Consider the following 25,458-nt stretch of genomic DNA (forward strand, 5'->3'; position numbering starts at 1 on the left):
TCCGACACCCGCGCGAGCCCGCGTCTTTCCCGGCGGGCCCGCCCCGGACGGCAGCCGCAGGAAGGACGACCTCCATGGACTTTGACCGCAAGATCAAGATCGCGCCCTCGATCCTGTCGGCCGATTTCGCCGATTTCGGCCGCGAGATCCGCGCGGTCGAGGATCAGGGCGCCGACTGGGTGCATGTGGACGTGATGGATGGGCATTTCGTCCCCAACATCACCTTCGGCCCCCCCGCCGTCGCGGCCTTCCGCAAGCATGTCACCACGGTCATGGACGTCCACCTGATGATCGCGCCCGTGGACCCCTTTATCGACGCCTTTGCGAAGGCGGGCGCCGACATCATCACCGCCCATGTCGAGGCGGGGCCGCATATCCACCGCACCCTGCAGGCGATCCGGGGCGCGGGGACCAAGGCAGGCGTGGCGCTGAACCCCGGCACCCCGGCCGAAGCGGTCGAGCATCTGCTGGACCTTGCCGACCTGATCTGCGTGATGACGGTGAACCCCGGCTTCGGCGGGCAGAAGTTCATCGACATGACCGAAAAGGTCCGCCGCCTGCGCGCGATGATCGGCGACCGTCCCGTGCATGTCGAGATCGACGGCGGCGTCGATCCGGCCACCGCCCCGCGGCTGGCCGAGGCAGGGGCGGATGTGCTGGTGGCGGGCTCGGCGGTGTTCCGGGGCGGCTCGGTGTCGAACAGCGCCCCTTACGGCGAGAACATCCGCGCCATCCGCGCCGCGGCCGAGGCGGCGCTGGCCTGACGCCCGGCCCGGTTGCCCCGCCCTTGCGCGGCGTGTCACATCCGGGGCGATGACGCTGACGCTTCGCATCGCGGCCCTGGTCCTCGTCGTCCAGCTTGCGCTGGTCGGCGGGCTGGGCGCATTGCTTGCGGCCAATGCCCGGCAGGCGGTCGCGGCCGAGATCGAGGCCTCGACGCGCGCGGCGCGCGAGCTTGTCGTCACCACCATCGCCACGCTGATCGGCGCGGTGCCGCCGGGGCAACTGACCGCCGCGCTGGCCGACCGGCTGGTGCAGCCCCGCCACGCGCGGATCATGATCTATGACCTGGCGACGGGCCGCACCCTGATCCCCGCTGCCCACGCGACCCAGGACGAGCCCGCCCCGGAATGGTTCGTGCGCCTGCTCGCCCCCCGCACCCGGTCTACCCAACTTCCGGTGATCGAGAACTTCCACCTGCGCGGGCATGTCGTCATCTCGGAGGATGCCGGGGCCGAGATCGCCGAGGTGTGGGAGGATGCCCGCACCCTTGCCCTGCTGCTGGCGCTGGCGGGGCTGGCGCAACTGGCGCTGACCCCGGTGATCCTGCGCGGGGGCCTCAGGCCGCTCGCGCGCGTCTCGGCGGTGCTGAACCGGCTGGCGCATGGCGACACGGGGGCACGCATCGGCGGGGTGGGCACCCCCGACCTCAAGCCGCTGGCGGGCGACGTGGACCGGCTGGGCGCGGCGCTGGCGGCGGCGCAGGCGGACCGGGCGCGGCTGTCGCGGCAGGTGGTCGAGCGGGGCGACCAGGAACGCAAGGCCGTCGCCCGCGACCTGCATGACGAATACGGCCCCTGCCTTTTCGCCCTGCGGGTCGAGGCGGCGGCGATCCGCGACGCCACCACCGACCCCGGCCTGCGCGACCGGGCGGGCAACATCCTCGCCATCGCCGACCAGATCGGCCATGTGAACAGGGCGCTGTTGTCGGGACTTCGGCCGATGGCGGTGGGGCAACTGCCGCTGGCCACGGTCCTGTCCGACATGTTCGAGGATCTCGCCCAGCGCCACGAGGGCATCGTCTGGTCGCTCGACCTCGCCCCCGACCTGCCCGAGCCCGACGAGGCCGTGGCGCTGACGATCTACCGCATCCTGCAGGAAGGCACGACCAACGCCCTGCGCCACGCGGGCGCAAGCCGGGTCACGGCAAGCGTCTCGCACGGGGCGGATGGCTGGCAGGTCGGCCTGTCCGACAACGGGCGCGGGCGGGGCGGGGCCGCCGAAGGCAACGGCCTGTCCGGGATGCGCGAGCGGGTGGCGCTGCTCGGCGGCAGTTTCGAGGTGCGGGACGGTTCCAAGGGTGTCACACTTCGCGCGACACTGCCGGAGCCTGCATGATGGACCAGCCCCTGACCCGCACCGCCATGGTCGTGGACGACCACCCGATCACCCATCTGGGCTGCGGCAGGCTGCTGGCCGACCTTGGCTATGCAAGCGTGCTGAAGGCCATGTCGGGGGACGAGGCGCTGGCGCTGCTGGACGATCACCGCCCCGACATCGTGATCCTCGACATCTCGCTGCCGGGCGCGGGCGGGCTGTCGTTGATCGGCCCGATCCTTGAACGCTCGCCCAACAGTTCGATCCTGATGTTTTCCATGAACGACCAGGCGGGCTTCGCCGCCCGGGCGCTGGCCGAGGGCGCGCAGGGCTTCCTGTCCAAGAACGCCCCGCCCGAGGAGTTCAACGCCGCCATCCGGGCGCTGGAAGCGGGCGAGTTCTACCTGTCGCCCCGGCAGGCCCTGGCGCTGGCGACCCGCCGCGCGGGGGCCGAAAGCCTTGCCGCGCTGACCGACCGCGAGGATCAGGTGCTGGCGCTGCTGGGCGAGGGCCGGTCCTTGCAGGAGGTCGCCGACCAGCTTGGCGTCAGCTACAAGACCGTCGCCAACGCGACCTCGACGCTGAAGCGCAAGCTGGGCGTTGCGAACATGACCGGCCTGATCCGCCATGCGCTGGAACGCGGCTGACCGGACGGGAAGGCCATGCTCTCAGCGGGCGGCCAGCAGTCAGGGCACCGGCAGCAGGATGAACTCATTGTCCGCGGCCCGCCCGATCTCGTGCCCGCCCGAAAAGAGCAGGTTGTTGTCATTGGCGACGATGATGTGGCTGTGGTGCAGGCGCATCGACACATTCCCATGATCCGTCGAGGCGCTGGCTGGGCGGCATGGGTGACAGGGATGCGGGATGGCCGTGACGTGGGCGTGACGCGTCCTCAGGGCACGGGCGTCCACATCACCTCGTCGATCCGGGGCGCGGCGGTCGCCAGCATCACCAGCCGGTCAAAGCCCAGCGCAATGCCGGAAGCGGGCGGCACATGGGCCAGCGCCGACAGGAAATCTTCGTCCAGCGGATAGGCCTCGTCATAAACGCGGGCCTTTTCGGCCATCTCGGCGGCAAAGCGGCGGCGCTGCTCGGCGGGGTCGGTCAGTTCTCCGAAGCCGTTCGCCAGTTCCACCCCGCAGGCGTAAAGTTCGAAGCGTTCGGCCACGCGGGGGTCATCCCCGGCGCGCCGGGCGAGCGCGGCTTCGGGCGCGGGATAGCGATCGAGTATGGTGGCGCGACCGTGGCCCAGATGCGGCTCGATCAAGGTCACGAGAACGCGGCTGAGGATGTCGGACCAGGTGTCGTCATGGGCGACCCGCAGTCCCGCTGCCTGCGCCTGCTGCGCCAGCTCGTCACGGTCAGTCGCGCCATCCGCACTGACCGTCGCCAGCAGGTCGAGGCCTGCATGGCGCTGGAAGGCGTCGGCCACCGACAGCCGCTCGGGCGCGGCGAAGAAGTCGCAGCGGTGGCCGCGGAAGCGCAGTTCCGTCGAACCCGCGGCCTCGGCCGCGATCCGCAGCAGGGCGGCGCAGTCGTCCATCAGGGTCTCGTAAGGCTCGCCCGCGCGATACCATTCCAGCATGGTGAACTCGGGGCTGTGCAGTGCGCCGCGCTCGCGGTTGCGCCAGACGTGGGAGAAGGCGGCGATGCGGGTCTCGCCCGCCGCCAGCAGCTTCTTCATGGCGAATTCGGGGCTGGTGTGCAGATACAGCCGCCGCGCGACCCCGTCGTTGCCGATGGCGTCGGTGGAAAAGCCGTGCAGATGCGCCTCGTTGCCGGGGCTGACCGCCAGCGCAGCGGGGTCGACCTCGGTGAACCCGTTCTCGTCCAGCCAGTCGCGGACCCTGCGCTGTATGCGGTTGCGGGCCAGCAGCAGGGGGCGGCGGTCGGCATGCCTGCGCGCGTCCCACCAGGGCGTTTCAGTCATCTCTGGCGATTTCCACAAGTCTGCGCTAAGGAGCGCGCCGATAATCCACGCATTCCCCCATCGCAAGAAAGACGCCCGTGAAAGTCATCGCATCCACCCTGCGCAAAGGCAACGTGGTCGAGATCGACGACAAGCTCTATGTCGTCCTTACCGCCCAGAACTTCCATCCCGGCAAGGGCACGCCTGTTACCCAGGTGGACATGCGCCGCATCTCGGACGGCACCAAGGTCTCGGAACGCTGGCGGACGACCGAGCAGGTCGAGCGCGCCCATGTGGACGAACGCGGCTACGATTTCCTGTATGAGGACGGCGAGGGCTTCCACTTCATGGAACCCGAGAATTACGAGCAGGTCGTGGCCGCCGCCGACATGATCGGCGACCAGAAGGCCTATCTGCAGGAAGGCATGCGGGTGTTTCTGCAGGTCTACAACGGCCTGCCCATCGCCATGACCCTGCCGCAGCGGATCACGGTCGAGATCACCGAAACCGAGCCGGTGGTGAAGGGCCAGACGGCCTCCTCCTCCTACAAGCCCGCCACGGTGGACAACGGCCTGCGGGTGATGGTGCCGCCCCATATCGGCGTGGGCACCCGCATCGTCATCAACACCGAGGACAATTCCTACGTGGAACGCGCCAAGGACTGATGCCGTTCGGGGGCGCCGGTCCACGCCGGCGTCTGCCTTCATTCACCAGGAATGTCTGCCAATGTTCAACGCCGCGCGACAGATGCGGGTCGAGGACCGTCCGCCGCTGCAATTCGCAGCCGTCGTGCTGGCCGCCCCAACCGGATGGGACGGCTGGGGGCGGATGCGCGTCACCGCGCTGAACTATGCCGCCATCCCGGCCGACCTGCGCCAGATCTGCCGCAAGCTGCGGCTGGGCGGGCGCATCGTGTCGATGCTGGAGGTCGCCCGTTACGACCCGGTGACGCAGACCGAGACCTGGCCGCCCGCACCGCGCGGCGGAAAGCACAACTGTTCCGACATCAGCGAATACCGCGTGGCGCAGGCCCGCGGCACGGAACCGGGGGCCGCGTCCTTCGACGTGCTGATCCGGCCCGGCAAGGGCCTGGGCAAGCTGGGCTACAAGGTCAGGTATCGCTGGTCCGACAAGCCCACCGAGATCCAGACCGGCATCGCCCAGCCCTGAGCAACCCGCTCAGACGACGGTGATGCCGCTGCCTTCTTCCACCCGCCCGACAACCGAAGCAAGCGGATAGCCCGCATCACGCAAGCGCTGCACCCAGCCGTCCGCTGCCTCGGGTGCCACCGCAACCAGCAGCCCGCCCGAGGTCTGCGGGTCGGTCAGCAGGGCGCGGCGCCAGTCGGGCGTGTTTTCGGGCAACGTCACTTCGGACCCGTAGGCGGCCCAGTTGCGGGTAGAGGCCCCTGTGACGTGACCGGACTGTGCCAGTTCCTCGGCGCGGGACAGCAACGGCAGCGCGGCGCGGTCGATCACCACCTTGGCGCCCGAGCCCCGCGCCATCTCAAGCCCGTGGCCGAGGATGCCGAAGCCGGTCACGTCGGTCAGGGCGTGGATCGCCTCGTCCTCGGCCAGTTCCACCCCGATCCGGTTCAGAAGCGTGGTCGAGGCGATCATCTCGTCGATCCCCGCCTGATCCAGCGCGCCCTTCTTGATCGCGGCGGAATAGATGCCGACGCCCAGCCCCTTGGTCAGGATCAGGCTGTCGCCCGGCCGCGCGCTGGCGTTGCGGCGCAGCTTCGCGGGGTCCACCAGCCCGATCACGGCCAGCCCGTAGATCGGCTCGGGCGAGTCGATGGAATGGCCGCCCGCGACCGGGATGCCGGCCTCGGCGCAGATGGACCGGCCGCCGTCGAGGATCTCGCGGATCGTCTCCACCGGCAGCTTGTCGATGGGCATCCCAAGGATCGCCAGCGCCATGATCGGGCGGCCCCCCATGGCGTAGATGTCGGAAATCGCATTGGCAGCCGCGATCCGGCCGAAGGCGCGGGGGTCGTCCACCATCGGCATGAAGAAGTCGGTCGTGGCGATCACCGCGGTCCTGTCGTCGATCTGCCAGACGGCGGCGTCATCCGCCGTTTCCGTCCCGACCAGAAGCTGTGGGAAAACCTGTGCCACCGGCTGGTCGGCCAGCAGTTCGCGCAACACGGCCGGCGCGAGCTTGCAGCCGCAGCCGCCGCCATGGGACAACTGGGAAAGGCGGATCGAGGGAACGTTCATTTCAAGGCTCCTTGCAACCTGTCGGGAATCCTCCTAGCAGATTGCCCGGCCGAGTTCACGCCTCGGCCCCAAGTGCGACCAAGACCGGGCCACGGCGATCCAACATCGCTGTGATCACATGGCGCCACGCGCCCATGCCGGTTGACTCAGCGCACAAAAGCATACCAATATGGATAGACCTATCTGATCGACAGGCAATAGGAGGGATCGAATGAACATCGACCTCTCACGTCGCGGCTTCCTGAAGCTGGCGGGTGCGGGAGTCGCGGCAACATCGCTAGGGGCCATGGGCTTCGGCGGGGCAGAGGCGGCGGAACTCGCGCATGTGCGCGACTTCAAGCTGGCCCAGACCACCGAAACCCGCAACACCTGCCCCTATTGCTCGGTTGCCTGCGGCATCATCATCTACGCCCGCCCCGACGAGTCCGGCAAGCGCCGGGTCGTCCATATCGAGGGCGACGCTGACCACCCGGTCAACCGCGGAACGCTGTGCCCGAAAGGTGCGGCGCTGCAGGGCTTCGTCAACGCGGAAACCCGCCTGACCGAGCCGATGGTCCGCCGTCCCGGTTCCGACCGGTTCGAGCCGATCTCGTGGGACGAGGCGCTGGACCGCATCGCCCGCGCGATGAAGGACGACCGCGACGCGAACTTCCTGGCCACCAACGAGCTTGGCGTGCCGGTGAACCGCTGGACGACCACGGGCTTCCTGGCGGCGTCGGCCACCACCAACGAAACGGCCTGGCTGACCTACAAGGTCGTCCGGTCCATGGGAATTGTAGGTTTCGACAACCAGGCGCGCGTCTGACACGGCCCCACGGTGTCCAGTTTGGGCCCGACCTTTGGCCGTGGAGCGATGACGAACTCTTGGACCGACATCAAGAATACCGACCTCGTGATCGTCATGGGCGGCAACGCCGCCGAAGCGCATCCCTGCGGCTTCAAGTGGGTGACCGAGGCCAAGCATCATCGCGGCGCCAAGCTGATCGTCGTGGACCCCCGGTTCACGCGCACGGCATCCGTGTCAGATTACTATGCCCCGATCCGTCCCGGCAGCGACATCGCGTTCCTCATGGGCCTCATCCGCTGGATGATCGAGAACGACAAGGTTCAGTGGGAATACGTCAAGGCCTTCACCAACGCCTCGTTCCTCGTGAAGGAAGAGTTCGGCTGGTCGGACGGGCTGTTCACCGGCTATGACGAGGAAAAGCGCGACTACGACAAGTCGAGCTGGGACTATCAGATCGGCCCGGACGGCTATGTGCTGACCGACCCGACCTTCCAGCATCCGCGCTGCGTCTGGAACCTGCTGAAAGCCCATGTGGACGTCTACACGCCCGAGATGGTCGAGCGGATCACCGGCACGCCCAAGGACCGCTTCCTGAAGATCGCCGAGATGATCGGGGAATGTTCTTCGCCCACGAAGACCATGACCTCGATGTATGCGCTTGGCTGGACCCAGCATTCCAAGGGCGCCCAGAACATCCGCGGCATGGCGATGCTGCAGCTGATCCTGGGCAACATCGGGGTGCCGGGCGGCGGCATGAACGCGCTGCGCGGGCATTCCAACATCCAGGGCCTGACCGACCTGGGGCTGATGTCGAACCTGATCCCGGGATACCTGAACATCCCGACGGAAAAGGAACCCGACTGGGATACCTACATGAAGTCGCGGGCCTTCAAGCCGCTGCTTCCGGGTCAGACCAGCTACTGGCAGAACTATCCCAAGTTCATGGTTTCCTGGATGAAGACCATGTGGGGGGATGCGGCGCAGGCGGACAACGACTGGGCCTATCACTACCTGCCCAAGCTGGACGTGCCGGCCTATGACATGCTGCGGATGTTCGAGTTGATGGATCAGGGGAGGGTCAACCTCTACTTCTGCCAGGGGTTCAACCCCCTGCTGGCGCTCTCCAACCGCAACAAGAACACCTCGGCGCTGTCCAAGCTGAAGCTGCTGGTCGTCATGGACCCGCTGGAAACGGAAACGGCGCGGTTCTGGGAAAACCACGGGGCCTACAACGACGTGGACCCGTCCCAGATCCAGACCGAGGTGATCCAGCTTCCGACCTCGTGCTTTGCCGAGGACGAGGGCGCGCTGGTCAACTCGGGCCGCTGGCTGCAGTGGCACTGGAAGGCTGCCGACAGCCCCGGCGTGGCGATGAACGACGTCTGGATCATGTCGCAGATCTTCCTGCGGGTGCGCGAACTTTACCGCACCGAGGGCGGGGCCTTCCCGGACCCGATCCTCAACATGACCTGGCCCTATGCCGACGAGCACGAGCCCAACCCGCACGAACTCGCGCGCGAGATGAACGGCAGCGCGCTGGCGGATGTGTTCGACCCGGCGGACCCGACGCGGCTGCTGACCGCGGCGGGCCAGCAGGTCAAGTCCTTCGCGGAACTGCGCGATGACGGCACCACAGCCTCGGGCTGCTGGATCTATTCCGGCAGCTACAACGAGGATGGCAACAACATGGCGCGGCGGGACAATTCCGACCCCAGCGGCATGGGTGTCCATCTCAATTGGGCTTGGGCCTGGCCGCTGAACCGGCGGACGCTGTACAACCGGGCCTCGGCCGACCTCGAAGGGAAGCCATGGGACCCCTCGCGTCCGATCATCGCCTGGAACGGCGAGCGGTGGGAGGGGAACGATGTTCCCGACATCTCGCCGACCGCCAAGCCGGGCGAGGTCATGCCCTTCATCATGAACCAGGAAGGCGTCTCGCGCCTGTTCAGCCGGGGCATGATGCGCGACGGGCCGTTCCCGACCCACATGGAGCCCTTCGAAAGCCCCGTGCAGAACGTCTTCAACGACCGAATGCGCGGCAACCCCGTGGCGCGGGTGTTTGAATCCGACCTGGCCAGCATGGGCACCTCGGACGAGTTCCCCTTCGTGGCGACCAGCTACCGCCTGACCGAGCACTTCCACTACTGGACCAAGCACAACAAGGTGAACGCCGCCTTGCAGCCCGAGTTCTTCGTCGAGATCAGCGAACAGCTGGCCGCCGAGAAGGGCATCGAGCGCGGCGGCCGGGTGCGGGTCTGGTCCAAGCGGGGCGAGGTCTGGGCCAAGGCACTGGTCACCAAGCGGATCAAGCCGATGATCTGCGACGGCAAGACCGTCCATGTCGTCGGCATCCCGCTGCACTGGGGCTTCGTGGGTGCCGCGAAGAAGGGTTGGGGGCCGAACAGCCTGACGCCCTTTGTCGGTGACGCCAACATCGAGACGCCCGAGTTCAAGGCGTTCCTCGTCAACATCGAACCTGCCGTCGGGGAGGCCATGTCGTGACCACATCACCCAACATGGACAGCCCACGCACGGCGGTGGCGAACCCGCCGACCCAGCCCATGCCCGCCAACCTCGGCCAGGGGGATGTGATCCGTTCCTCGGCCGGGGGTCCCGTCGCGGAAAGCCCGCGGCAGTTGACAGAGGTCGCAAAGCTGATCGACGTCAGCAAGTGCATCGGTTGCAAGGCGTGCCAGTCCGCCTGCGTGGAATGGAACGACACCAACCCGGAGATCGGGTCGAACGTGGGGATCTACGAGAACCCGCTCGACCTGACGCCCGAGATGTACACGCTGATGCGATTCGCCGAATACGACAACCCGGAAACCGGGGACTTCGAATGGCTGATCCGCAAGGACGGCTGCATGCATTGCACGGAACCGGGCTGCCTCACGGCCTGCCCGGCCCCCGGCGCGATCGTGCAGTATTCCAACGGCATCGTGGATTTCATCAGCGAGAACTGCATCGGCTGCGGCTACTGCATCTCGGGCTGTCCCTTCGACATCCCGCGGCTCAGCCCGACGAAGCATGTCGTCAAGAAATGCACGCTCTGCTCGGATCGAGTGGCCGTCGGCCAAGGCCCGGCCTGCGCCAAGGCCTGTCCGACCCAGGCAATCACCTTCGGCACCAAGGAGGACATGAAGTCGCTTGCCGCCGAACGGATCGAGGACCTGAAATCGCGCGGCTACGACAACGCCGGTCTCTATGACCCGGCGGGCGTGGGCGGAACGCATGTGATGTATGTGCTGCATCACGCCGACAAGCCGACGATCTACAACGACCTGCCGGAAGACCCGAAGATCTCGGACGTGGTGCAGAACTGGAAGGGCCCGGCCAAGCCTGTCGGCATCGCCGCCGTCGGTCTTGCGGCGGTGGGCGCGGCCGCGATGGCGCTGTTCCACCGGGGCAACAAGGTCAGCCATGAGGACGAGGTCGAGGCGCGCGAACTGGTTCAGGAAGAGCTGGCCGCCGCCCCGGTGGCACGGCCAGACGATCGGGGGAACGCCTGATGGTCGAACCGAAGTTCTCGGAACCCACGGACGCCATTGTCCAGATGGAGCCGGTGGAGGTGAGGCGCTACGTCACCTTCACCCGCATCAACCACTGGTTCACCGCGCTCTGCTTCATCGTGCTGATGCTGTCGGGCTTCGCCTTCTTCCACCCGTCGCTGTTCGGGCTGACGGCCCTGTTCGGCGGCGGGCAGAACACCCGCTGGCTGCATCCCTTCGTCGGCATCGCCCTGTCGATCAGCTTCCTGGGGATGTTCGTCCAGCTCGTGCATCTGAACATCATCCGGCGCGAGGACCTGGTCTGGACCCGCAACATCAAGGATGTGATCACAGGACATGACGAGCGGCTGCCCGAACTTGGCAAGTACAACTTCGGGCAGAAAAGCGTGTTCTGGGGAATGTTCTGGCTGATCCTGGTGCTGCTGATCACCGGCATCATGATGTGGTACCAGTATTTTCCCGACATCGTGTCGGTGGAAACGCGGCGGCTGGCAATCTTTGTCCACTCGGTTTCGGCCGTGCTGATCGTGCTGGTGTTCATCCTGCACATCTTCGCGGCGCTGTGGACGCGCGGCACGCTGCGGGCGATGACACGGGGCACCGTGACCGGCGGCTGGTCGTGGCGGCACCACCGGAAATGGCTGCGGGAACTGGCTAGACGTCAGGGCGCGAAACCGGCAGAGTAAGCCTTCGGTGGCCGGTCCGGCCCAAGGAGGCGTCATGTCCGACAGTATCGAAGCTCAACCCGAGATGATCGGCGGCGTCCCCACGCCGCCGCTCGCCATTCTGCCAAAGCCCGCGCGGCTGTTCATCCAGCGCGCCGAACGTTTCGAACGGCTGGCCGTTGGCTCGAACCTTTCCCCTTATCTTCTGTTCCTCGCGGCGCTGTGCCGCGTGCAGGCGCAGCTGGTCGGTGACCTGCCCCAGCCGCAGGCGCTGCCCGAGGACCGGATCGCCATGGCCCGCGCCGCGCGGATGCCGCCGCTCGACCGTCACGCGCTGATCGACGACCCCTTGCTGGCGCAGACGCTGGACACGCTGGTCAGGGCGGCGCGCGAGATCGAGATGCCGGCGCAGGCGAAGCTGGCGCTGGATGCGCTTGGAGCGGCCACGGCTGAGGACCGGCGCTGGCTGGTATCCAACATCATGGACGACGTGGTGCCGGAAGACAGCGCCGCGCCGCACCTGTTCGTGGCCGCCGCCGTGCAGGTTCACATGGCGCGGCTGGCTGGTCGGCTGGACGCGGACCAACTGGTCGCCATCCGCACCGGCGTCTGCCCGGCCTGCGGCGGCAAGCCCGCAAGCTCGATCATCACCGGCGTGATGGGGGCCGAGGGCACCCGCTATGCCGCCTGCGCCTGCTGCCAGACCCTGTGGAACGAGGTGCGGGTCAAGTGCCTCAACTGCGGTTCCACCAAGGGCATCGCCTTCCAGGCGGTGGACGACGGCACGGGCGAGGCGCAGGTCAAGGCCGAGACCTGCGACGAATGCGAATCCTGGGTCAAGCAGATGGCCCAGAACAAGAACCCCGCGCTGGAACCCATCGCCGACGACGTGGCGAGCCTGGGGCTTGACGCGCTGATGCGGGACGGCAAGTGGCGCCGGGCCGGGTTCAACCCCTTCCTCATCGGCTACTGATGCAGGGGCTGCGGTCCCTGCCCTCGGTCGATCGCCTGCTGTTCTCGCCCGAGGGACAGGCGCTGGTCGCGCGCCACGGTCGTGCGCTTGCAACCGATGCGCTGCGGGCCGCGCTGGAAACGGCGCGGGATGCCGTCCGCACCGGCGGCGCGACACCTGACGGCGCCGCGATTGCGTCCTGCGCAGGCGAGGCCCTGGAGGCAGCCGCGCAAAGCGCCCTTCGCCCCGTGCTGAACCTGACCGGCACGGTGCTGCACACGAATCTCGGCCGGGCCGTGCTGGCCGAGGCCGCCATCGAGGCCGCAAGCGCCGCCATGCGGTCCCCTGCTGCGCTGGAATTCGACCTTGCGACCGGTCGGCGCGGAGAGCGTGACGCGCTGGTCGCCCCGCTGATCTGCGAGTTGACCGGGGCCGAGGCTGCCACGGTGGTCAACAACAATGCCGCCGGCGTGCTGCTGGTCCTGAACGCGCTGGCGGAAGGGCGCGAGGCCATCGTCTCGCGCGGCGAATTGGTCGAGATCGGTGGTGCCTTCCGCATCCCCGACATCATGGCCCGTGCGGGTGTCCGTCTGGTCGAAATCGGCACCACCAACCGCACCCATCCCCGCGACTACGCGGGCGCAGTGACGCCCGATACGGCGCTGATGATGAAGGTCCACCCCTCGAACTACCGCATCGAGGGCTTCACGGCCGTCGTCCCCCCGTCCGAGGTCGCGGGGATGGCGCAGGCGGCAGGCGTGCCGATGCTGAACGACCTCGGGTCCGGCACGCTGTTGGACATGACGCGCTGGGGGCTGCCCGCCGAGCCCACCGTGCGGCAGGCGGTGGCCGAGGGGGCGGACATCGTGACCTTTTCCGGCGACAAGTTGCTGGGTGGCCCGCAGGCGGGCTTCATCGTCGGCCGCGCCGACCTGATCGCCCGGATCAACCGCAACCCGCTGAAACGCGCACTGCGGCTGGACAAGATCCGCCTTGCCGCCATCGAAGCCACGCTGCGGCTTTACCGAGACCCCGACCGGCTGGCCGAGCGGCTGCCGACCCTGCGGATGCTGACCCGCCCGCGCGACGAGATCGCGTCGCAGGCGGAAAGGCTTTTGGCGCCGATTGCGGCGATGCTGCCCGACTGGCGGGTCGAGGTGGTGGACTGTTCCAGCCAGATCGGTTCGGGCGCGCTGCCGGTGGAAACCCTGCCCTCGGCGGCGCTGGCCTTCACGGGCGAGGGCGGTGATGCGCCGGAACGGCTGGCCGCGCGGCTGCGCGCCTTGCCGCTGCCGGTGATCGGCCGCATCCAGGGGGGCGCGCTGCTGCTGGACCTGCGCTGCCTGCCAGATGACGGAGCGCTGCTGGGGGCGCTGGCGGCGCGATGATCGTCGGGACGGCGGGGCATATCGACCACGGCAAGACGGCGCTGGTCCGGGCGCTGACCGGCGTCGATGCCGACAGGCTGGCCGAGGAAAAGACGCGCGGCATCACCATCGAACTGGGCTTTGCCTATGCCGATCTGGGCGGCGGCGGCATTACCGGCTTTGTGGACGTGCCGGGGCACGAACGCTTCGTCCATACCATGCTGGCGGGGGCCGGCGGCATCGACCTTGCGCTGCTGGTGGTGGCCGCCGATGACGGCGTGATGCCGCAGACACGCGAGCATCTGGCGATCCTCGACCTGCTGGGCGTCCATCGCGGCATCGTGGGTTTGAGCAAGGCGGACCTCGCCGATCAGGCCCGCCGCACCGCCGTCACCGCCGAGATAAAGGCGCTGCTGGACGGCACGGGGCTGGACGGTGCGCCGGTCATCCCCGTCTCGACCGTCACCGGCGAGGGGATCGAGGCCCTGCGCGCGGCTCTCGCCGAAGCCGAGGCCGAGACCACGGCGCGGGCCGAGGATGCGCGCTTCCGCCTTGGCGTGGACCGCAGCTTCATCCTGAAAGGCGCGGGCACGGTCGTCACCGGCACGGTGCTGACGGGCCGGGTGGCGGTTGGCGACACGGTCATGGTCTCGCCACGAGCGCTGACCGCGCGGGTGCGGGCGATCCATGCCCAGAACCAGCCGGTCCAGGTTGGCGTGGCCGGGCAGCGCTGCGCCCTGAACCTTGCGGGTGAGGGCATCGGGCGCGAGGCGATTCAACGCGGCGACATGATTGTGGACCCCGCGCTGCACGGGCCGGCCGAGCGGATCGACGCCAGCCTGCGGGTGCTGGGATCAGAAGCGCGTCCCATTGGCACATGGTTTCCTGCCCGCCTGCACAGCGGCGCAGCCGAGGTCGGGGCGCGGATCGTGCCGCTGGCCGACCCACTGGCGCCGGGGACCGAGGGGCCGGTGCAACTGGTCCTGGACCAGCCCATCGCCGCGGCTGTGGGCGACCGCTATATCCTGCGCGACGTCTCGGCCCGGCGCACCATCGGGGGCGGGGCCTTCCTCGACCTGCGCGCGCCCGCTCGCCGCCGCCGCACGCCCGAACGGCTGGCGCAGCTTGAGGCAGCCGCACGCCCCGATCCGGCCGAAGCGCTGCAGGCAATGCTGGCAGCACCCCCTCATGTGGTCGATCTGACGGCCTTCCTGCGCGATCGCGCCCTTGGCCCAGACGAGGCGAAGCGGGTGACCGAAGGCGTCACGGTGCTGGAATCAGGCGCTGCAAGGGTCGCGCTGTCGCCTCTGACCCACAGGGGGCTGGTAGCGGGGATGCTGGACGCCCTTGCCCGCTTTCACGAGGATTCGCCCGAGATGCAGGGCTTGGGGCGCGAGCGGCTGCGGCTGGCGCTGACCCCGCGCCTGCCGAAAGAGGCCTTCGCCGCTTTCGTGGCCGAGCGGATCGCGGCGGGCGACATCGTGGCCGAAGGGGCCTTCCTGCGCCTGCCCGGCCATGTCGTGCGGCTGTCCGAGGAGGACGAGGCGCTTTACGCCCGCATCCTGCCCGAACTGTCGGGCGAGGCGCGCTTCCGCCCGCCGCGCGTGCGCGACATGGCGACCGAATGGGACGTGCCCGAGGCCGATGTGCGCCGCGTGTTGCGGATGGCGGCGCGTCAGGGGCGCGTGGACCAGATCCGCAACGACCACTTCTTCCTGCGCCCGACCACCGCCGAGATGGTCCGCATCATCGCCGATGTTCAGGCCGAGGCCCCGGACGGCTGGGTCACCGCCGCAGCCTTTCGTGACCGCCTGCAGAACGGCCGCAAGGTGGCTATCGAGATCCTCGACTTCTATGATAGGCAGGGGGTCACCTTGCGTCGCGGCGATCTGCGGCGCATCAATCCCCATCGCGCCGATCTTTTCGGCTGAGGAGGAGAATCGTCCCCGGTGGGGCGGCCGGACTTCAAATCCGGTTGGGGCAGCGCGCCTGTCCCGGGTGGGTTCGACTCCCATTCTCCTCCGCCAGATGCGAAAGGCCCCACCGGATCGGCGGGGCCTTGTCATTCGCGCGCTTCAGCCCTGCAGGTCGAGGCCGCGCGCCGTCGGGGGCTGCCAGGTCTTGGATTCGGGCACAGCACCCGCCGTGTTGGTCCCGATCTGCGAGCCGCCCAGGCCCCCTGTCCAGCCCGTCGAGCCTGCGTTGCCCGGCGCGGTGCCGTCGCCGGTGGCGCGGTCGGGCGTGGTGGCGGCAGTCGCCACACCTTCGTCCGCCTCGGCCGAGCCGGCAGTGGACTGGTCCGAGGGCGGTTCGATGGCTGCCGCCGCCTCGGTTCCGGCGGGAACCGCGCCCTGCGCTGTCTCGATGGGCGGCGTGTTGCTGGTGGCAAGCGCCTGGGCCGCGGTCGTGTCACCGGGGGCTGGAGTGGTCATCGCCTGCACCGTGGTCTGCGGCATTGCCGTCTGCGCCGGCTCGACCGGCACGCCGGCGACCGTGGGGGTCGGCTGGGCGGAGGTGGTGGCGGTGTTGACGGTCTGCGCGGCCTCGACCACCGGCGCGGGTGGCGGGGTGTAGTCCGAGGCCACCGCGCGGGCGGCGATCGGCGCGGGGACATGGGGATCGTTCACGGGAACCGGCGTGAACTGCGGGGCCGCAGGCTCTGTCGTCGCGACAGCGGCTGCCGCAGGCGCGGCTGCAGGCGTCGTTGCGGCCGCAGCAGTGGCGGCGGGTGCCGCGGTCGCCGGGGCCCCGGCCGGTGCAGAGGTTCCGCCGGGAGCCGTCTGGGCCAGCGCGGGGCCGGCCGTCAGCGCGGCTGCAAGGAAAAGAACAGTGATGCGCTTGGTCATCGGGTGACTCTTTCAGGCTGATCCGGTTCAACCCAGACTATCACCGCGGGTTCCGTGCGTCACCGGCTCATTGCGGAAGATGCGCCGCGATGGCCCGTCCCAGCGCAAACAGCCGCTGTTCCAGGATCACAGGGGTCTCGCAGACATAGGTCAGGCTCTGCTGGCGGTCGGTGAAGACGCGCATGTCCCAGTCAAGCGCCTCCTCCTCGGCGTCGATGGCGTCGAAATCTGGGGGTTCGGCCGCCTGCAGTTCCGTCATGCGGGTGCGCCGGGCCTCGACCCGCTCGGCCAGCGCCACCTGCCGGTGGCCATAGCGCGAGATGCCCCCCATGATCGCCGACCGCTGCGCGTCGATGCGCTGGAAGACCGCCTGCATCAGCATGGCGAGCGTCTCGGCATCCTTGCCTTGCGCAAAGGCGTCGATGGCGGCGGTGGCTTCCTCGACCGGCATCCGGCGCTGCGCCAGCCTTTCGGCCAGCGCGGCGATCTCGGGCGTCTCACGCGCAGCTTCATGCGGTGGCGGTCCGGTCCAGACCTGCCCCAGCGACAGATGCGGCTGGCGCGCCTGCACGCAGGGCCAGTCGGGCGTGGGCGTGAAAGCATGGGCCGGCGCGGCCGCCAGCGCCGCCAACAGCATGAGAAAGCGCATCATCCCCCCTTTCGCCGGACGCCGATCCCGCGGCCCGGATCATACATCATGACCGCGCCGCCGAAGAACAGCGCAAGGCAGCCCAGCACCACCCCAAGGGACAGCCAGTTGACCTGGAGGTAAAGGGCAAAGCGGATCAGTTCCACCGCATGGGTGAAGGGGTTGAAGCGGCAGATGTCATACAGCAGCACCGAGGATTCCCGCATCCGCCATAGCGGGTAAAGCGCCGAGGAGGCGAAGAACATCGGGAAGATGACGAAGTTCATCACGCCCGCGAAGTTTTCCAGCTGCTTGATGGCGGATGACAGAAACAGCCCCATCGCCCCCAGCATCAGCCCCGACAGGACCAGCGCGGGCAGAACGGCGACAAGCCCCCAGAGCGGCGGGTGGATGCCCCACAGCCATGCGATCAGCAGAAATGTGTAAACCTGGATGATCGAGACGATCACGCCCGCCACCAGCTTCGATCCCAGCAGGAACCAGCGCGGGAAGGGGCTGACCAGCAGTGTCCGCATCGCGCCCGTCTCGCGGTCATAGACCATCGTCAGCGAGGACTGCATCCCGTTGAACAACTGGATCATCGCGCATAGGCCGGGGGTGACATAGACCTCATACAGCACATAGGTCTGATAGGGCGGCGTGATCGACAGGCCCAGGACCGCCCGGAAGCCCGCCGCGAAGATGAAGAGCCACACCAGCGGCCGCACGAGTGCTGCAAGGAAGCGGCCGCGCTGGTTGACGAAGCGCAGCGTCTCGCGCCGACTGATGCCGCCGAAGGCCGTGGTCCAGCCACTCATCCCGGCACCCCGGTCAGATGGAGGAAGGCGCGGGTTAGATCGCCTTCCGCTGCGGCAGCGGCTTCGCCCGCGGTGCCGGTGAACAGGACGCGGCCGCGGTGGAGGATCACCAGACCGTCCGAAGGCTCGATCTCGTCAAGGATATGGGTCGCCCAGAGGGCCGAGACCTGCTGATCCGCGATCAGGCGGCGGGTCAGGGCCAGCACCTCGGCGCGGGATTTGACGTCAAGGCCCACGGTCGCCTCGTCCAGCAGCAGAAGCTCGGGGGCATGGATCAGGGCGCGGGCGATCTCGGCCCGGCGCACCTGTCCGCCGGACAGGGCCGAGACGCGGGTGCCCTCGCGGTCGGCCAGATCGACTTGGGCCAGCACCTCGGCGATGCGTGGCCGCGCCCTTGCCCGGCTGATGCCGTGCAGGGCCGCGTGATACATCAGGTTCTGCTGGACCGTCAGGTCGGCATCCAGCGCGCGGGACTGGAAGACGACCCCCAGCCGCCGCAGCGCCTCGGTCGGCTGGCGGCGCAGGTCGTGGCCTGCGACCTCGATCACGCCCGAGCGATTGGCGTAAAGCCGCGTCACGAGGTTGAAGAGCGTGGACTTGCCCGCCCCGTTCACGCCCAGAAGCGCGGTGAAGCCCCCGCGCGGCACCACCAGCGACACGTCATCCAGCGCCCGGACGGGGCCGAAGCTGTGGCTGACATTCTGGACGTGAAGCGCAGGCGTGGTCATGGGCCGGGACGGAAGAACTCGGGCGGCCATCGTGACAACCGCCGCCCTCCCGTCAAGGCTCTAGCGGATGTTGAACACCGCCTGCTGGCTTTCGCCCGACGAGCCGGGGATCGACAGCGTGTAGCGACCGGGCTGGATGGCGATGAAGCTGATCAGCGCCTCGCCCGCGGCGTCGAACTCGATCGAGTGGACGCCCATGGGGCGGATCTCGATGTCGTTGATGACGACCTCGTTGATCCAAATGGCACGGAAGAAGTCGCCGCCCGAGAGCGCCAGTTCCGCGCTGCCATCAGCCACGATGGGCAGGCGGTAGAAGCCGCCCGACTGCAGCGCATATTCCTCACCCGCGACCGGCTGCCCCGAGGCGAGCGTCAGCGGCGCCAGATCGGCGCGGTTCGACCGCGTCATGATCCCCGAGGGGCCGTAATCGTGGTGCTGGACCTGGGTCAGGGGCGCAGCGGCTTCCTCTGCCTCGTCGTCGTCATCCTCGCCCTCGGCCTCGGGTGCGGCCTGCGCCACCTGCGGCGCGTCGGCGGCAGGTTCGGCGGGGGCGGTCTGGCTCAGCGCGGGCGTGCCGAGCAGGGCCGCCAGCATGGCGACGGTCAGCAGTCTGGTCATGTTTTTTCTCCCTGTGATTGATCAGTTCGGCGCGACGACAACGCCCCAGGGCTGCTGGCCCACGGGGATCGACTTGATCGCGGTATTCGTCGCCACGTCGATCACCGTGACGTCGTTGGAATTGCCGTTGGTCGTGTAGAGATGTTTCTGGTCCGGCGTGAAGCCGAGTTGCCAGACCCGCTGGCCGACGAGGATATAATCCGTCACCTCAAGGCTGTCGCCATCGACCACCGCGACCCGGTTCGCCGGGCCGAGGGCCACGAAGATCTTCTTGCCGTCCGAGGTGACGCGCACGCCGACCGGCTGGATGGCTTCGGGCAACACGCCGGGGATCTCGAAGCTGATCTTCCTGGTGATTTCCTGCGTGGCCGGGTCGATCACGCTGACCGTGCCGCCGATTTCGGAACTGACATACAGCCGCGAGCCGTCGTCCGAGAACTGGGCAAAGCGCGGGCGGCTGTCCACCAGCACGTTGGCGGTGATCTCGTAGGTGTCGGTGTCGATGAAATGGGCCATGTTCGTCGTTTCCGACGTGTTGATGACCACCTTTCCATCGGGCGAGACGCCCATGCCCTCGGGTTCCACCCCCACGGGAATTTCGGCCAGAACCCTGTGGGTCTGGGTATCGACCACGGTCACGAGGTTGTCGTCCTCGTTGGCGATGTAAAGCGGGTTGCCCGAGGGGTGCAGCACGAACAGTTCCGGGTCGGGTCCCGAGGGCAGCGTGTGCAGTTCCTCCATCGTCTGGGGGTCGAAGACGCGCACGAGGTTGTCGTCGGACGCGCAGACGTAAAGCTCTGTCCCGTCCGGGCTGATGGTGATGCCGCGCGGGCGGTTGCCGACCGGGTAATGGCCCAGAACTTCCAGCGTGTCGCCGTCGATGACGGTCACGTCGTTGCCCTTTTCGTTCGAGACATAGACCTTGTTGGCCAAGGCGGGCGTGGCGATCGTCGTCAGCAACAGGATGGCGAGTGCGTGTCTCATGGTCCCTCAGAAGGTGCAGGCGGTTTCGGGGCGGTCGATGCCCAGGGTGTCCAGCGGGCTGGTCTGGTGCAGGTATTCGTCCTGCGGGCTGACGCTGGCCGTCAGCAGCCCCGTCGTCAGCAGGATCGGCTGGCGCAACTGGTGGTCCCAGTCGCGGACCGTCAGCTTCTGGCCCTTGAAGCCCGCGATCTGGAAATCGGGCGACAGGATATAGTCGCGCAGGGCAGCGGGGTCGGCGGACTGGGTGCGGGTCGCGGCCTCGCCCACCATCCGCAGTGCGATCCAGGTCTGGTAATCCTCCTCGCGCATGGGACGGTTCACTAGGCGTTCGAAGCGGTTCTGGAACTGGGTCGCGCCCCAGGCCTCAAGCGCCGGATGCCAGCTTCGGGGAACAAGGCCCGCCGAACCCGCGACCAGTCGCGCGTCCCAGGTGTGATAGGGCATGTAGCCCGCGAAGACGCCGTTCTCGTCGGCGGTGATCATGATGTCATGGTCAGGCGCGCGCTGGGTGAAGACCGGAAGCTGCGCCTGCACCTGCACATGGCCCGAATCAGTGGAGCGCGCCCCGCCGGTATCGGTGAACTCGCGTTCCTCGACGATCTGCGCGCCGAACTTGGTGGCGGCGCGGCGGTATGCCTCGGCCAGCGCCAGATCCTCGGGGTGGCTGCCGTGGACAATGAACCAGCGCGGCCAGCGCTTCCACATCAGGAACTGCGCAAGCCCGTCGGCCAGCATCGCATGGCTGGGCGCGGTGTGGATGAGATTGGCGCGGCACTGCTCGCCCCGCAGGGCGTCGCCGCGGGCGGCGGCATTGAAGACCAGCGCACGGTCGCCGGCCTGATCGGCAAGGGCCACGGTCGTTTCGTCGTCGGCGAGCAGGACGACGAACTGGATGCCCTCGCCCAGCAGCCGGTCGAGTTCCTCCCCGGCGGTCTCGGGGGTGGCGGCGACCTCAACCGCGTCGAAATCCTGCCCCATGAAGCGGCCGGTGGTGTCATTGTCCTCGATCGCGAGGCGCGCGCCGGCGAAGCCGATGTCCTCGGGCGGCAGTTCCAACCGCGAGATCGGCGGCAGGTCGGGCGTATCGACGCGCAGCACGGCCGCGCGGATCAGTTGCGACTCGGCTTGGGCCGGGGCTTGCGCCAGCGCCGGCATTGCCGAAAACGCCAGCAGCGCCAGCGCCGCCAAGGAAACGGGTGAACGCATGGACTCCTCCTCCGGCCCGCAGTCTTGAGGCGGGAAGCCGCCGATGCAACCCGCCAAACCTTCCCCCGCCGCTTGCCGAACTTGCCTGCCACCTTCGGCTGATGGACGCGCGGCGCGACGTGCTTAAGCTGCGCGCCACAGGCCGCGCGCATTTCGACATTGCAAGATGCCCGCGGCACGATCCATCAGGAGAGACTTGCATGAAATCCGTTCTCGCGCTGGCTGCCGCCGCGACCCTGGTCGCCTGCGGCGCGGCGCAGGCGCATGGGCCTGTGCGCCTCAAGCTGGAACTGTCCGAAACGCTGGACGCCACCCCCGACGAGGTCTGGGCCGAGATCGGCCGCTTCGACGACATGTCCTGGCATCCGGCCATCGCGCGAACCGAACTGACCTCGGCCGATGCCACCACGCCCGACGGCTCGACCCGCGTGCTGCACCTGAACGCCGAGGGTGATCCGACGATCACCGAGCGACTGACCAAGTGGCAGCCGGACAAGCGCTGCTACGCCTATATGATCACCCAAGTGGAGGTGACGGTTCTTCCGGTGACGAACTATGCCTCGACCCTTTGCGTGAAGGACGCGGGCGGCAAGGCCGAGGTGGTCTGGAAGGGCGGCTTCTACCGCGGCTATCCCAACAACGAGCCGCCGCCCGAACTGAACGACGAGGCGGCGGTCGCGGCCGTTACCGGCATCTACCGTGCCGGGCTGGACGCGCTGGTAGAAAAGCACAGCCGGGCGCAGTGATCCGCGCCGTTGCGGCCGGGCTGCTGATACTGGCCGCGATGGGTGCCGCTGCAGAGGACATCGCCTTCGTCACGGCGCAGAGCGCGAATGAAGTCGCGATCGTCGAACTGGATTCCGGCACGGTCCGAGTGGTGGTTCCCGTGCCGGACGCGCCGGCCCCGGTCGCCTATGATGCGGCGCGGGGACGGGCGGCTGTCATCGCAGCCGAAACGGGCGAGTTGACGCTGCTGGACACGGGCGGTGCGGTTCTGGGGCAGGTGGGCTTGGGCGAAGGCGCCTTCGGGCTGGCCTTTGCGCCCGATGGCGATCTGTTCGTTGTGGACTGGTATGGGGCGCGGCTGAGGCGGCTCGACCCCTCGGGCCAGCGCGAGATCTGGTCCGCGCCCACGGGCAAGGCCCCGGCGGGCGTGGCCTTGTCGGATGATGGCCGGATCGTGGCGGTGGCGGATCGCGACGATGACCGGGTGTCGGGCTTCGATGCGGCGACAGGGCAGGCGCTGTGGAAGGCCGGCACCGGCAGCCATCCCTATGCCGTGGCCTTCCATGAGGGGCGCTTCTGGACGACCGATGTGCAATCCCGCAGCGTGACGGTGCTGGATGCGGCGACAGGCGCGCGGGTCGGCAGCGTGGCCACGGGCGATCACCCCTATGGCATGGCTTTCGCGGCAGGCAGGGGCTTCGTCACCGATCAATACGCAGGAACGGTGACAGTGTTCGACCCGGTCTCGCTGGAGACGCTCGGCAGCATCGGAATCGGGGATTACCCGGAAGGGATCGCGGCGCTGTCGGATGGCCGCCGCCTTGCGGTCGCAAGCTGGGACAGCGACGAGCTGTCGATCATCGACGGCGCGACACTGGCCATCGAGCGGATCATCGACGTGCCCTCGGGCCCGCGATCCTTCGGGCTGTTCGTCGGCCCCGACCGCTAGGGAGAGGTGGCGGGGACGAGATCCTCGCCCTCGGCCAGCCAGGCGTCGGTGCCCTCGGGAAACCAGCCGACGCGGGCATGGCCGCGCAGGACGGCGCGTTTGGTAGCATTCCAACTCATCCAGCAATCGGCCTTGCAGAAGAAGACCAGCGGTGCCGCCCGGTCGCCCCGGGTCAGCCGGTCGAGCGCCGCGAAGAACGTCGCTTCGACCTGGGGCGCAAGCCGGTCATAGCCGGTATCCGGCAGCCAGACCGCGCCAGGGATCGTGTAATGCGAGGGCTGCCGCCACAGCGTGCCTTCGGGCAGGTTCTTGGGCTTGCGGACCTGCGGCATCACGTCGATCAGCACCGCCCCCTGCGCCCGCCAGTCCTCCAGCCCCGCGAGGTCCAGCACGGTTGCCCCCGCCAGCGTCTCGGGCACGGGCGAGCGGTATGGCTCGCCATGGAAACCCGCAGGCTCGGGCGGGGCGGACATGGCGGGGCCGGCGAGCATCGCAAGCGCCAGCCCCGCCGCCAGCCGGTTCATGGCAGCAATTGCTGGCCGTAGTCGTCCACCAGCGGCACCCCGGCCTCATGCAGGATGGCGTTGATCTCGTCCTGGTTGCGGCGGATCAGGCTGTTCAATTCCCGCTTCCATTCCTGGTCGCTGGGACGGACGCCCATGGTGATGCGATAAAAGAGCCGCGGCGCCTCTTCCTCCTTCAGCAGCGGCGTGAACTGCAGGTCCGGGTCGGCCTTGACCAGCGGTCCGGCCAGCGGGCCCCACAGCACGGCGGCATCCAGCGTGCCGTCATGGACGCCCTTGAGCATGTCGCCGACCGGATCCTCGATCCGCCGGTCCACGAACAGGTCCCAGCCCCGCATGTCCTTGGCCAGCCCGGCCCGCGCCATGTGGGACGCGGGCGGCGTGCCCGCGACCACGCCGAGGTCACGCCCCTTCAGCGCCGGGTCGCTCAGGCGGTCCACCCCGGCCAGTTCGCCATCCTTGCGGGTCACGATGCCATAGACCGAGGTGTAGTAGTGGTTCGTGTTCTGCACCAGCTCGTCGCCCTGGGCAAAGCCGATCACCACGTCGCAGTTGCCGTCGAGCAGCGTCTTGCGGATGAAGCCCATCCCCTGCGGGAACCAGAAATACTGGACCGGCAGGTCCAGCCGTTCGGCGATCAGCCCGGCGATCCGGTTCTCGAACCCCGAGCCGTCCTGCGCCGACATCGGCACCGCCGCCGGGTCCGCGCAGACGCGCAGCGCGGTGGTCGAACGCAGGTCGGCCACCTGCGCCCCGGCGGCACCGGCAAGAACCGCCAGGGCCGCCGCCAGCCGCAGGATGCGGATCGGGCGCATCATCAGCCGTCCATGCAGGAAGCTTCCTGCGCGGCGAACTCGTCGGACTTGTCGGCGCGATTGGCGGGGCGGCCACGGGGAATCGCCTCGGTGCCGCGGGCGATCAGATAGACGTAGATGTCATCCACATAGCACCAGACGTTCCGGTTGGTGCCGAAAGCCGGCATCACCTGGTTGGCCGCGTTGTTCACGTTGTAGATGCCCGAGGCCACGGCCTCCTGATACTGGTAGTAGTCGATCCGGTGGATGACTGAATCCTTCAGGGCCGGGGCATAGGTCGAACCCTCGCCATCCGGGCCGTGGCAGACGTGGCATTCAGCGTGATAGCGACGATACCCCGAGAAGGTCGCATAATCGACGACGCCGTTCTCGATATTGGGGACCGGGATGCCTTCGACATTGTACCAACGACCGTTTTCCATGTGATCGGCGGTCAGGTCCAGCCCCGGCACCGTCGGCTTGACAACGCCGATGGTCTGGCCGGCGGTAACTTCTCCTTCTCCGGTCGCGACGGCGGACCCGGCGGCATTGGCCTTCATCTCGACCGAGGTCGCGCCCTCGGGGATCGGCGTCGAGGCGCCGCGGTTCGGTTCGGTCGCTGCCAAGGGGGCTGCGTCGGCGGCAGGATTGGCGGCAGGCGGGGTCTCGGCGGTCTGCGCGATGGCGGCAGAAGCGCAGACGAGACCAACGGCCGCGGCGCGCATGGTCTTTGCGATCATTCGGTTCTCTCTCCCAGGTTGCTCACCCTGACGGGTGAGACCGCCCCGAGGTTATCCTCGGGGCGGCGTTCGCATAGTCACACTTTTGTCTTGTGCGACGGTCCCGCGCTTGTTCTCAGTTCGACGTTGCAGGTGCGGTGGTGCCGGCCTGTCCCGTGGCGGCGGCATCGGCCGCGGGCTCCATCGGAACCCCGCCGGTGGCGGTCGACTTGCCTGCGCCCAAGCCTTCCGCCGGAGCGGAAGGATCAGCGCCCGGCGTGGTGGCGTCGGTTCCAGCCGCAGCCGCGTCAGCCGCGGGTTCCATCGGCACACCGCCGGTGGCGGTGGACTTGCCGGCGCCCTCGCCTTCGGCGGGGGCCGAGGGATCAGAGGGCGCGGGCACCACGGC

At 68.3% G+C, this 25,458-nt stretch carries 25 protein-coding genes and 1 tRNA gene; 14 read left to right on the forward strand and 12 right to left on the reverse strand.

From position 1 onward, the window contains the following. The first annotated feature begins 74 nt into the window (after positions 1–74). From rpe to JGR78_RS13100, 3 genes are read left to right on the forward strand one after another with little or no spacing between them, the layout of a single operon-like run. Positions 75–764, forward strand: a complete 690-nt coding sequence (gene rpe, locus JGR78_RS13090; RefSeq protein ID WP_182792585.1) for a ribulose-phosphate 3-epimerase — start codon at positions 75–77, stop codon at positions 762–764. Between the two features lie 49 nt (positions 765–813). Then, positions 814–2,118, forward strand: a complete 1,305-nt coding sequence (locus JGR78_RS13095; RefSeq protein WP_182792586.1) for a histidine kinase — start codon at positions 814–816, stop codon at positions 2,116–2,118. Beyond that, complete coding sequence (locus JGR78_RS13100; RefSeq protein ID WP_182792587.1) at positions 2,115–2,744, forward strand: response regulator transcription factor; 630 nt, start codon at positions 2,115–2,117, stop codon at positions 2,742–2,744. Before JGR78_RS13095 ends, JGR78_RS13100 begins: the two co-directional genes overlap by 4 nt. Positions 2,745–2,989: 245 nt before the next feature. Here JGR78_RS13100 and epmA read toward each other — a convergent pair whose 3' ends face one another. After that, the gene (gene epmA / locus JGR78_RS13105) at positions 2,990–4,027 is read right to left on the reverse strand and encodes an EF-P lysine aminoacylase EpmA (protein WP_182792588.1); all 1,038 of its coding nucleotides are present in this window, start codon (positions 4,025–4,027) and stop codon (positions 2,990–2,992) included. Positions 4,028–4,104: 77 nt separating this feature from the next. Here epmA and efp point away from each other — a divergent pair, with 77 nt between their 5' ends. Both efp and JGR78_RS13115 read left to right on the forward strand, forming a co-directional pair. Then, positions 4,105–4,671, forward strand: coding sequence for an elongation factor P (gene efp, locus JGR78_RS13110; RefSeq protein WP_182792589.1), 567 nt, complete (start codon positions 4,105–4,107; stop codon positions 4,669–4,671). Between the two features lie 61 nt (positions 4,672–4,732). After that, positions 4,733–5,176: a hypothetical protein gene (locus JGR78_RS13115; RefSeq protein ID WP_182804094.1), complete on the forward strand. Its 444-nt coding sequence runs from the start codon at positions 4,733–4,735 to the stop codon at positions 5,174–5,176. Between the two features lie 9 nt (positions 5,177–5,185). Here the strand turns inward: JGR78_RS13115 and selD are convergent, their stop codons facing one another. Then, positions 5,186–6,229 carry a selenide, water dikinase SelD gene (gene selD / locus JGR78_RS13120; RefSeq protein ID WP_182792591.1) on the reverse strand — a complete coding sequence of 348 codons (1,044 nt, stop codon included), beginning with the start codon at positions 6,227–6,229 and terminating at the stop codon, positions 5,186–5,188. A gap of 211 nt (positions 6,230–6,440) precedes the next feature. Here selD and fdnG point away from each other — a divergent pair, with 211 nt between their 5' ends. The 7 genes from fdnG (at position 6,441) to JGR78_RS13160 (ending at position 15,536) form a co-directional block, all read left to right on the forward strand. Beyond that, on the forward strand, positions 6,441–9,518 hold the full coding sequence (gene fdnG, locus JGR78_RS13130; RefSeq protein WP_182804096.1) for a formate dehydrogenase-N subunit alpha: 3,078 nt from the start codon (positions 6,441–6,443) through the stop codon (positions 9,516–9,518). Then, positions 9,515–10,525: a formate dehydrogenase subunit beta gene (gene fdxH, locus JGR78_RS13135; protein WP_234450750.1), complete on the forward strand. Its 1,011-nt coding sequence runs from the start codon at positions 9,515–9,517 to the stop codon at positions 10,523–10,525. The genes fdnG and fdxH overlap by 4 nt, the downstream gene beginning before the upstream one ends. Next, a complete protein-coding gene (locus JGR78_RS13140) occupies positions 10,525–11,211 on the forward strand; it encodes a formate dehydrogenase subunit gamma (RefSeq protein ID WP_182792593.1) in 687 nt (228 codons plus the stop codon). Before fdxH ends, JGR78_RS13140 begins: the two co-directional genes overlap by 1 nt. 34 nt (positions 11,212–11,245) lie before the next feature. Beyond that, positions 11,246–12,163 (forward strand): formate dehydrogenase accessory protein FdhE, encoded by a 918-nt coding sequence (gene fdhE, locus JGR78_RS13145; RefSeq protein WP_182804098.1) that lies wholly within the window; start codon positions 11,246–11,248, stop codon positions 12,161–12,163. Continuing rightward, on the forward strand, positions 12,163–13,530 hold the full coding sequence (gene selA, locus JGR78_RS13150) for an L-seryl-tRNA(Sec) selenium transferase (protein ID WP_182804100.1): 1,368 nt from the start codon (positions 12,163–12,165) through the stop codon (positions 13,528–13,530). The genes fdhE and selA overlap by 1 nt, the downstream gene beginning before the upstream one ends. Next, on the forward strand, positions 13,527–15,440 hold the full coding sequence (gene selB / locus JGR78_RS13155) for a selenocysteine-specific translation elongation factor (protein ID WP_182804102.1): 1,914 nt from the start codon (positions 13,527–13,529) through the stop codon (positions 15,438–15,440). Before selA ends, selB begins: the two co-directional genes overlap by 4 nt. Beyond that, a tRNA-Sec gene (locus tag JGR78_RS13160) sits at positions 15,441–15,536 on the forward strand. It begins immediately after the preceding gene. Between the two features lie 48 nt (positions 15,537–15,584). Here JGR78_RS13160 and JGR78_RS13165 read toward each other — a convergent pair. The 7 genes from JGR78_RS13165 to JGR78_RS13195 all read right to left on the reverse strand — a co-directional run bounded on the left by JGR78_RS13165 (position 15,585) and on the right by JGR78_RS13195 (position 21,286). Then, positions 15,585–16,355 (reverse strand): hypothetical protein, encoded by a 771-nt coding sequence (locus JGR78_RS13165; protein WP_182792691.1) that lies wholly within the window; start codon positions 16,353–16,355, stop codon positions 15,585–15,587. Positions 16,356–16,422: 67 nt separating this feature from the next. Further along, positions 16,423–17,007 (reverse strand): hypothetical protein, encoded by a 585-nt coding sequence (locus JGR78_RS13170; protein WP_370576442.1) that lies wholly within the window; start codon positions 17,005–17,007, stop codon positions 16,423–16,425. Next, the gene (locus JGR78_RS13175; protein ID WP_182804104.1) at positions 17,004–17,801 is read right to left on the reverse strand and encodes an ABC transporter permease; all 798 of its coding nucleotides are present in this window, start codon (positions 17,799–17,801) and stop codon (positions 17,004–17,006) included. Before JGR78_RS13175 ends, JGR78_RS13170 begins: the two co-directional genes overlap by 4 nt. After that, complete coding sequence (locus JGR78_RS13180; RefSeq protein WP_370576443.1) at positions 17,798–18,559, reverse strand: ABC transporter ATP-binding protein; 762 nt, start codon at positions 18,557–18,559, stop codon at positions 17,798–17,800. The genes JGR78_RS13175 and JGR78_RS13180 overlap by 4 nt, the downstream gene beginning before the upstream one ends. Positions 18,560–18,589: 30 nt before the next feature. Next, complete coding sequence (locus JGR78_RS13185) at positions 18,590–19,147, reverse strand: hypothetical protein (protein ID WP_182804106.1); 558 nt, start codon at positions 19,145–19,147, stop codon at positions 18,590–18,592. 21 nt (positions 19,148–19,168) lie between these two features. Continuing rightward, positions 19,169–20,131 carry a YVTN family beta-propeller repeat protein gene (locus JGR78_RS13190; protein WP_182792599.1) on the reverse strand — a complete coding sequence of 321 codons (963 nt, stop codon included), beginning with the start codon at positions 20,129–20,131 and terminating at the stop codon, positions 19,169–19,171. A gap of 6 nt (positions 20,132–20,137) precedes the next feature. Next, on the reverse strand, positions 20,138–21,286 hold the full coding sequence (locus JGR78_RS13195; RefSeq protein WP_182804177.1) for an ABC transporter substrate-binding protein: 1,149 nt from the start codon (positions 21,284–21,286) through the stop codon (positions 20,138–20,140). A gap of 251 nt (positions 21,287–21,537) precedes the next feature. On the opposite strand from JGR78_RS13195, the gene JGR78_RS13200 reads away from it, so the two are divergent. Together JGR78_RS13200 and JGR78_RS13205 are read left to right on the forward strand one after the other, a co-directional pair. Next, positions 21,538–22,083, forward strand: a complete 546-nt coding sequence (locus JGR78_RS13200; protein ID WP_182804108.1) for an SRPBCC family protein — start codon at positions 21,538–21,540, stop codon at positions 22,081–22,083. Continuing rightward, positions 22,080–23,012 carry a YncE family protein gene (locus JGR78_RS13205; protein WP_182804110.1) on the forward strand — a complete coding sequence of 311 codons (933 nt, stop codon included), beginning with the start codon at positions 22,080–22,082 and terminating at the stop codon, positions 23,010–23,012. Before JGR78_RS13200 ends, JGR78_RS13205 begins: the two co-directional genes overlap by 4 nt. Here JGR78_RS13205 and JGR78_RS13210 read toward each other — a convergent pair. Genes JGR78_RS13210 through JGR78_RS13220 form a run of 3 tightly spaced genes read right to left on the reverse strand, consistent with a single transcriptional unit; the run spans position 23,009 to position 25,070 of the window. Beyond that, on the reverse strand, positions 23,009–23,536 hold the full coding sequence (locus tag JGR78_RS13210; protein ID WP_182804113.1) for a rhodanese-like domain-containing protein: 528 nt from the start codon (positions 23,534–23,536) through the stop codon (positions 23,009–23,011). The genes JGR78_RS13205 and JGR78_RS13210 overlap by 4 nt on opposite strands. Beyond that, positions 23,533–24,354 (reverse strand): substrate-binding domain-containing protein, encoded by an 822-nt coding sequence (locus JGR78_RS13215; protein WP_182804115.1) that lies wholly within the window; start codon positions 24,352–24,354, stop codon positions 23,533–23,535. The genes JGR78_RS13210 and JGR78_RS13215 overlap by 4 nt, the downstream gene beginning before the upstream one ends. Then, complete coding sequence (locus JGR78_RS13220) at positions 24,354–25,070, reverse strand: c-type cytochrome, methanol metabolism-related (protein WP_182804117.1); 717 nt, start codon at positions 25,068–25,070, stop codon at positions 24,354–24,356. The genes JGR78_RS13215 and JGR78_RS13220 overlap by 1 nt, the downstream gene beginning before the upstream one ends. Positions 25,071–25,458 lie beyond the last annotated feature (388 nt).

Origin of the sequence: Paracoccus sp. MC1862 (assembly GCF_016617715.1) — a bacterium.
Lineage (GTDB): Bacteria > Pseudomonadota > Alphaproteobacteria > Rhodobacterales > Rhodobacteraceae > Paracoccus.

What these genes read in the sequence shown, in the direction of transcription:
- JGR78_RS13210 (WP_182804113.1), bottom strand. Translation starts at nt 23,536, where the DNA reads ATGAACCGGCTGGCGGCGGGGCTGGCGCTTGCGATGCTCGCCGGCCCC.
- selA (WP_182804100.1), top strand. Translation starts at nt 12,163, where the DNA reads ATGCAGGGGCTGCGGTCCCTGCCCTCGGTCGATCGCCTGCTGTTCTCG.
- JGR78_RS13180 (WP_370576443.1), bottom strand. Translation starts at nt 18,559, where the DNA reads ATGGCCGCCCGAGTTCTTCCGTCCCGGCCCATGACCACGCCTGCGCTT.
- JGR78_RS13170 (WP_370576442.1), bottom strand. Translation starts at nt 17,007, where the DNA reads ATGATGCGCTTTCTCATGCTGTTGGCGGCGCTGGCGGCCGCGCCGGCC.
- JGR78_RS13185 (WP_182804106.1), bottom strand. Translation starts at nt 19,147, where the DNA reads ATGACCAGACTGCTGACCGTCGCCATGCTGGCGGCCCTGCTCGGCACG.
- JGR78_RS13140 (WP_182792593.1), top strand. Translation starts at nt 10,525, where the DNA reads ATGGTCGAACCGAAGTTCTCGGAACCCACGGACGCCATTGTCCAGATG.
- JGR78_RS13165 (WP_182792691.1), bottom strand. Translation starts at nt 16,355, where the DNA reads ATGACCAAGCGCATCACTGTTCTTTTCCTTGCAGCCGCGCTGACGGCC.
- selD (WP_182792591.1), bottom strand. Translation starts at nt 6,229, where the DNA reads ATGAACGTTCCCTCGATCCGCCTTTCCCAGTTGTCCCATGGCGGCGGC.
- selB (WP_182804102.1), top strand. Translation starts at nt 13,527, where the DNA reads ATGATCGTCGGGACGGCGGGGCATATCGACCACGGCAAGACGGCGCTG.
- JGR78_RS13095 (WP_182792586.1), top strand. Translation starts at nt 814, where the DNA reads ATGACGCTGACGCTTCGCATCGCGGCCCTGGTCCTCGTCGTCCAGCTT.
- JGR78_RS13100 (WP_182792587.1), top strand. Translation starts at nt 2,115, where the DNA reads ATGATGGACCAGCCCCTGACCCGCACCGCCATGGTCGTGGACGACCAC.
- JGR78_RS13195 (WP_182804177.1), bottom strand. Translation starts at nt 21,286, where the DNA reads ATGCCGGCGCTGGCGCAAGCCCCGGCCCAAGCCGAGTCGCAACTGATC.
- JGR78_RS13220 (WP_182804117.1), bottom strand. Translation starts at nt 25,070, where the DNA reads ATGATCGCAAAGACCATGCGCGCCGCGGCCGTTGGTCTCGTCTGCGCT.
- JGR78_RS13215 (WP_182804115.1), bottom strand. Translation starts at nt 24,354, where the DNA reads ATGATGCGCCCGATCCGCATCCTGCGGCTGGCGGCGGCCCTGGCGGTT.
- JGR78_RS13190 (WP_182792599.1), bottom strand. Translation starts at nt 20,131, where the DNA reads ATGAGACACGCACTCGCCATCCTGTTGCTGACGACGATCGCCACGCCC.
- JGR78_RS13175 (WP_182804104.1), bottom strand. Translation starts at nt 17,801, where the DNA reads ATGAGTGGCTGGACCACGGCCTTCGGCGGCATCAGTCGGCGCGAGACG.
- JGR78_RS13115 (WP_182804094.1), top strand. Translation starts at nt 4,733, where the DNA reads ATGTTCAACGCCGCGCGACAGATGCGGGTCGAGGACCGTCCGCCGCTG.
- epmA (WP_182792588.1), bottom strand. Translation starts at nt 4,027, where the DNA reads ATGACTGAAACGCCCTGGTGGGACGCGCGCAGGCATGCCGACCGCCGC.
- fdhE (WP_182804098.1), top strand. Translation starts at nt 11,246, where the DNA reads ATGTCCGACAGTATCGAAGCTCAACCCGAGATGATCGGCGGCGTCCCC.
- JGR78_RS13200 (WP_182804108.1), top strand. Translation starts at nt 21,538, where the DNA reads ATGAAATCCGTTCTCGCGCTGGCTGCCGCCGCGACCCTGGTCGCCTGC.
- rpe (WP_182792585.1), top strand. Translation starts at nt 75, where the DNA reads ATGGACTTTGACCGCAAGATCAAGATCGCGCCCTCGATCCTGTCGGCC.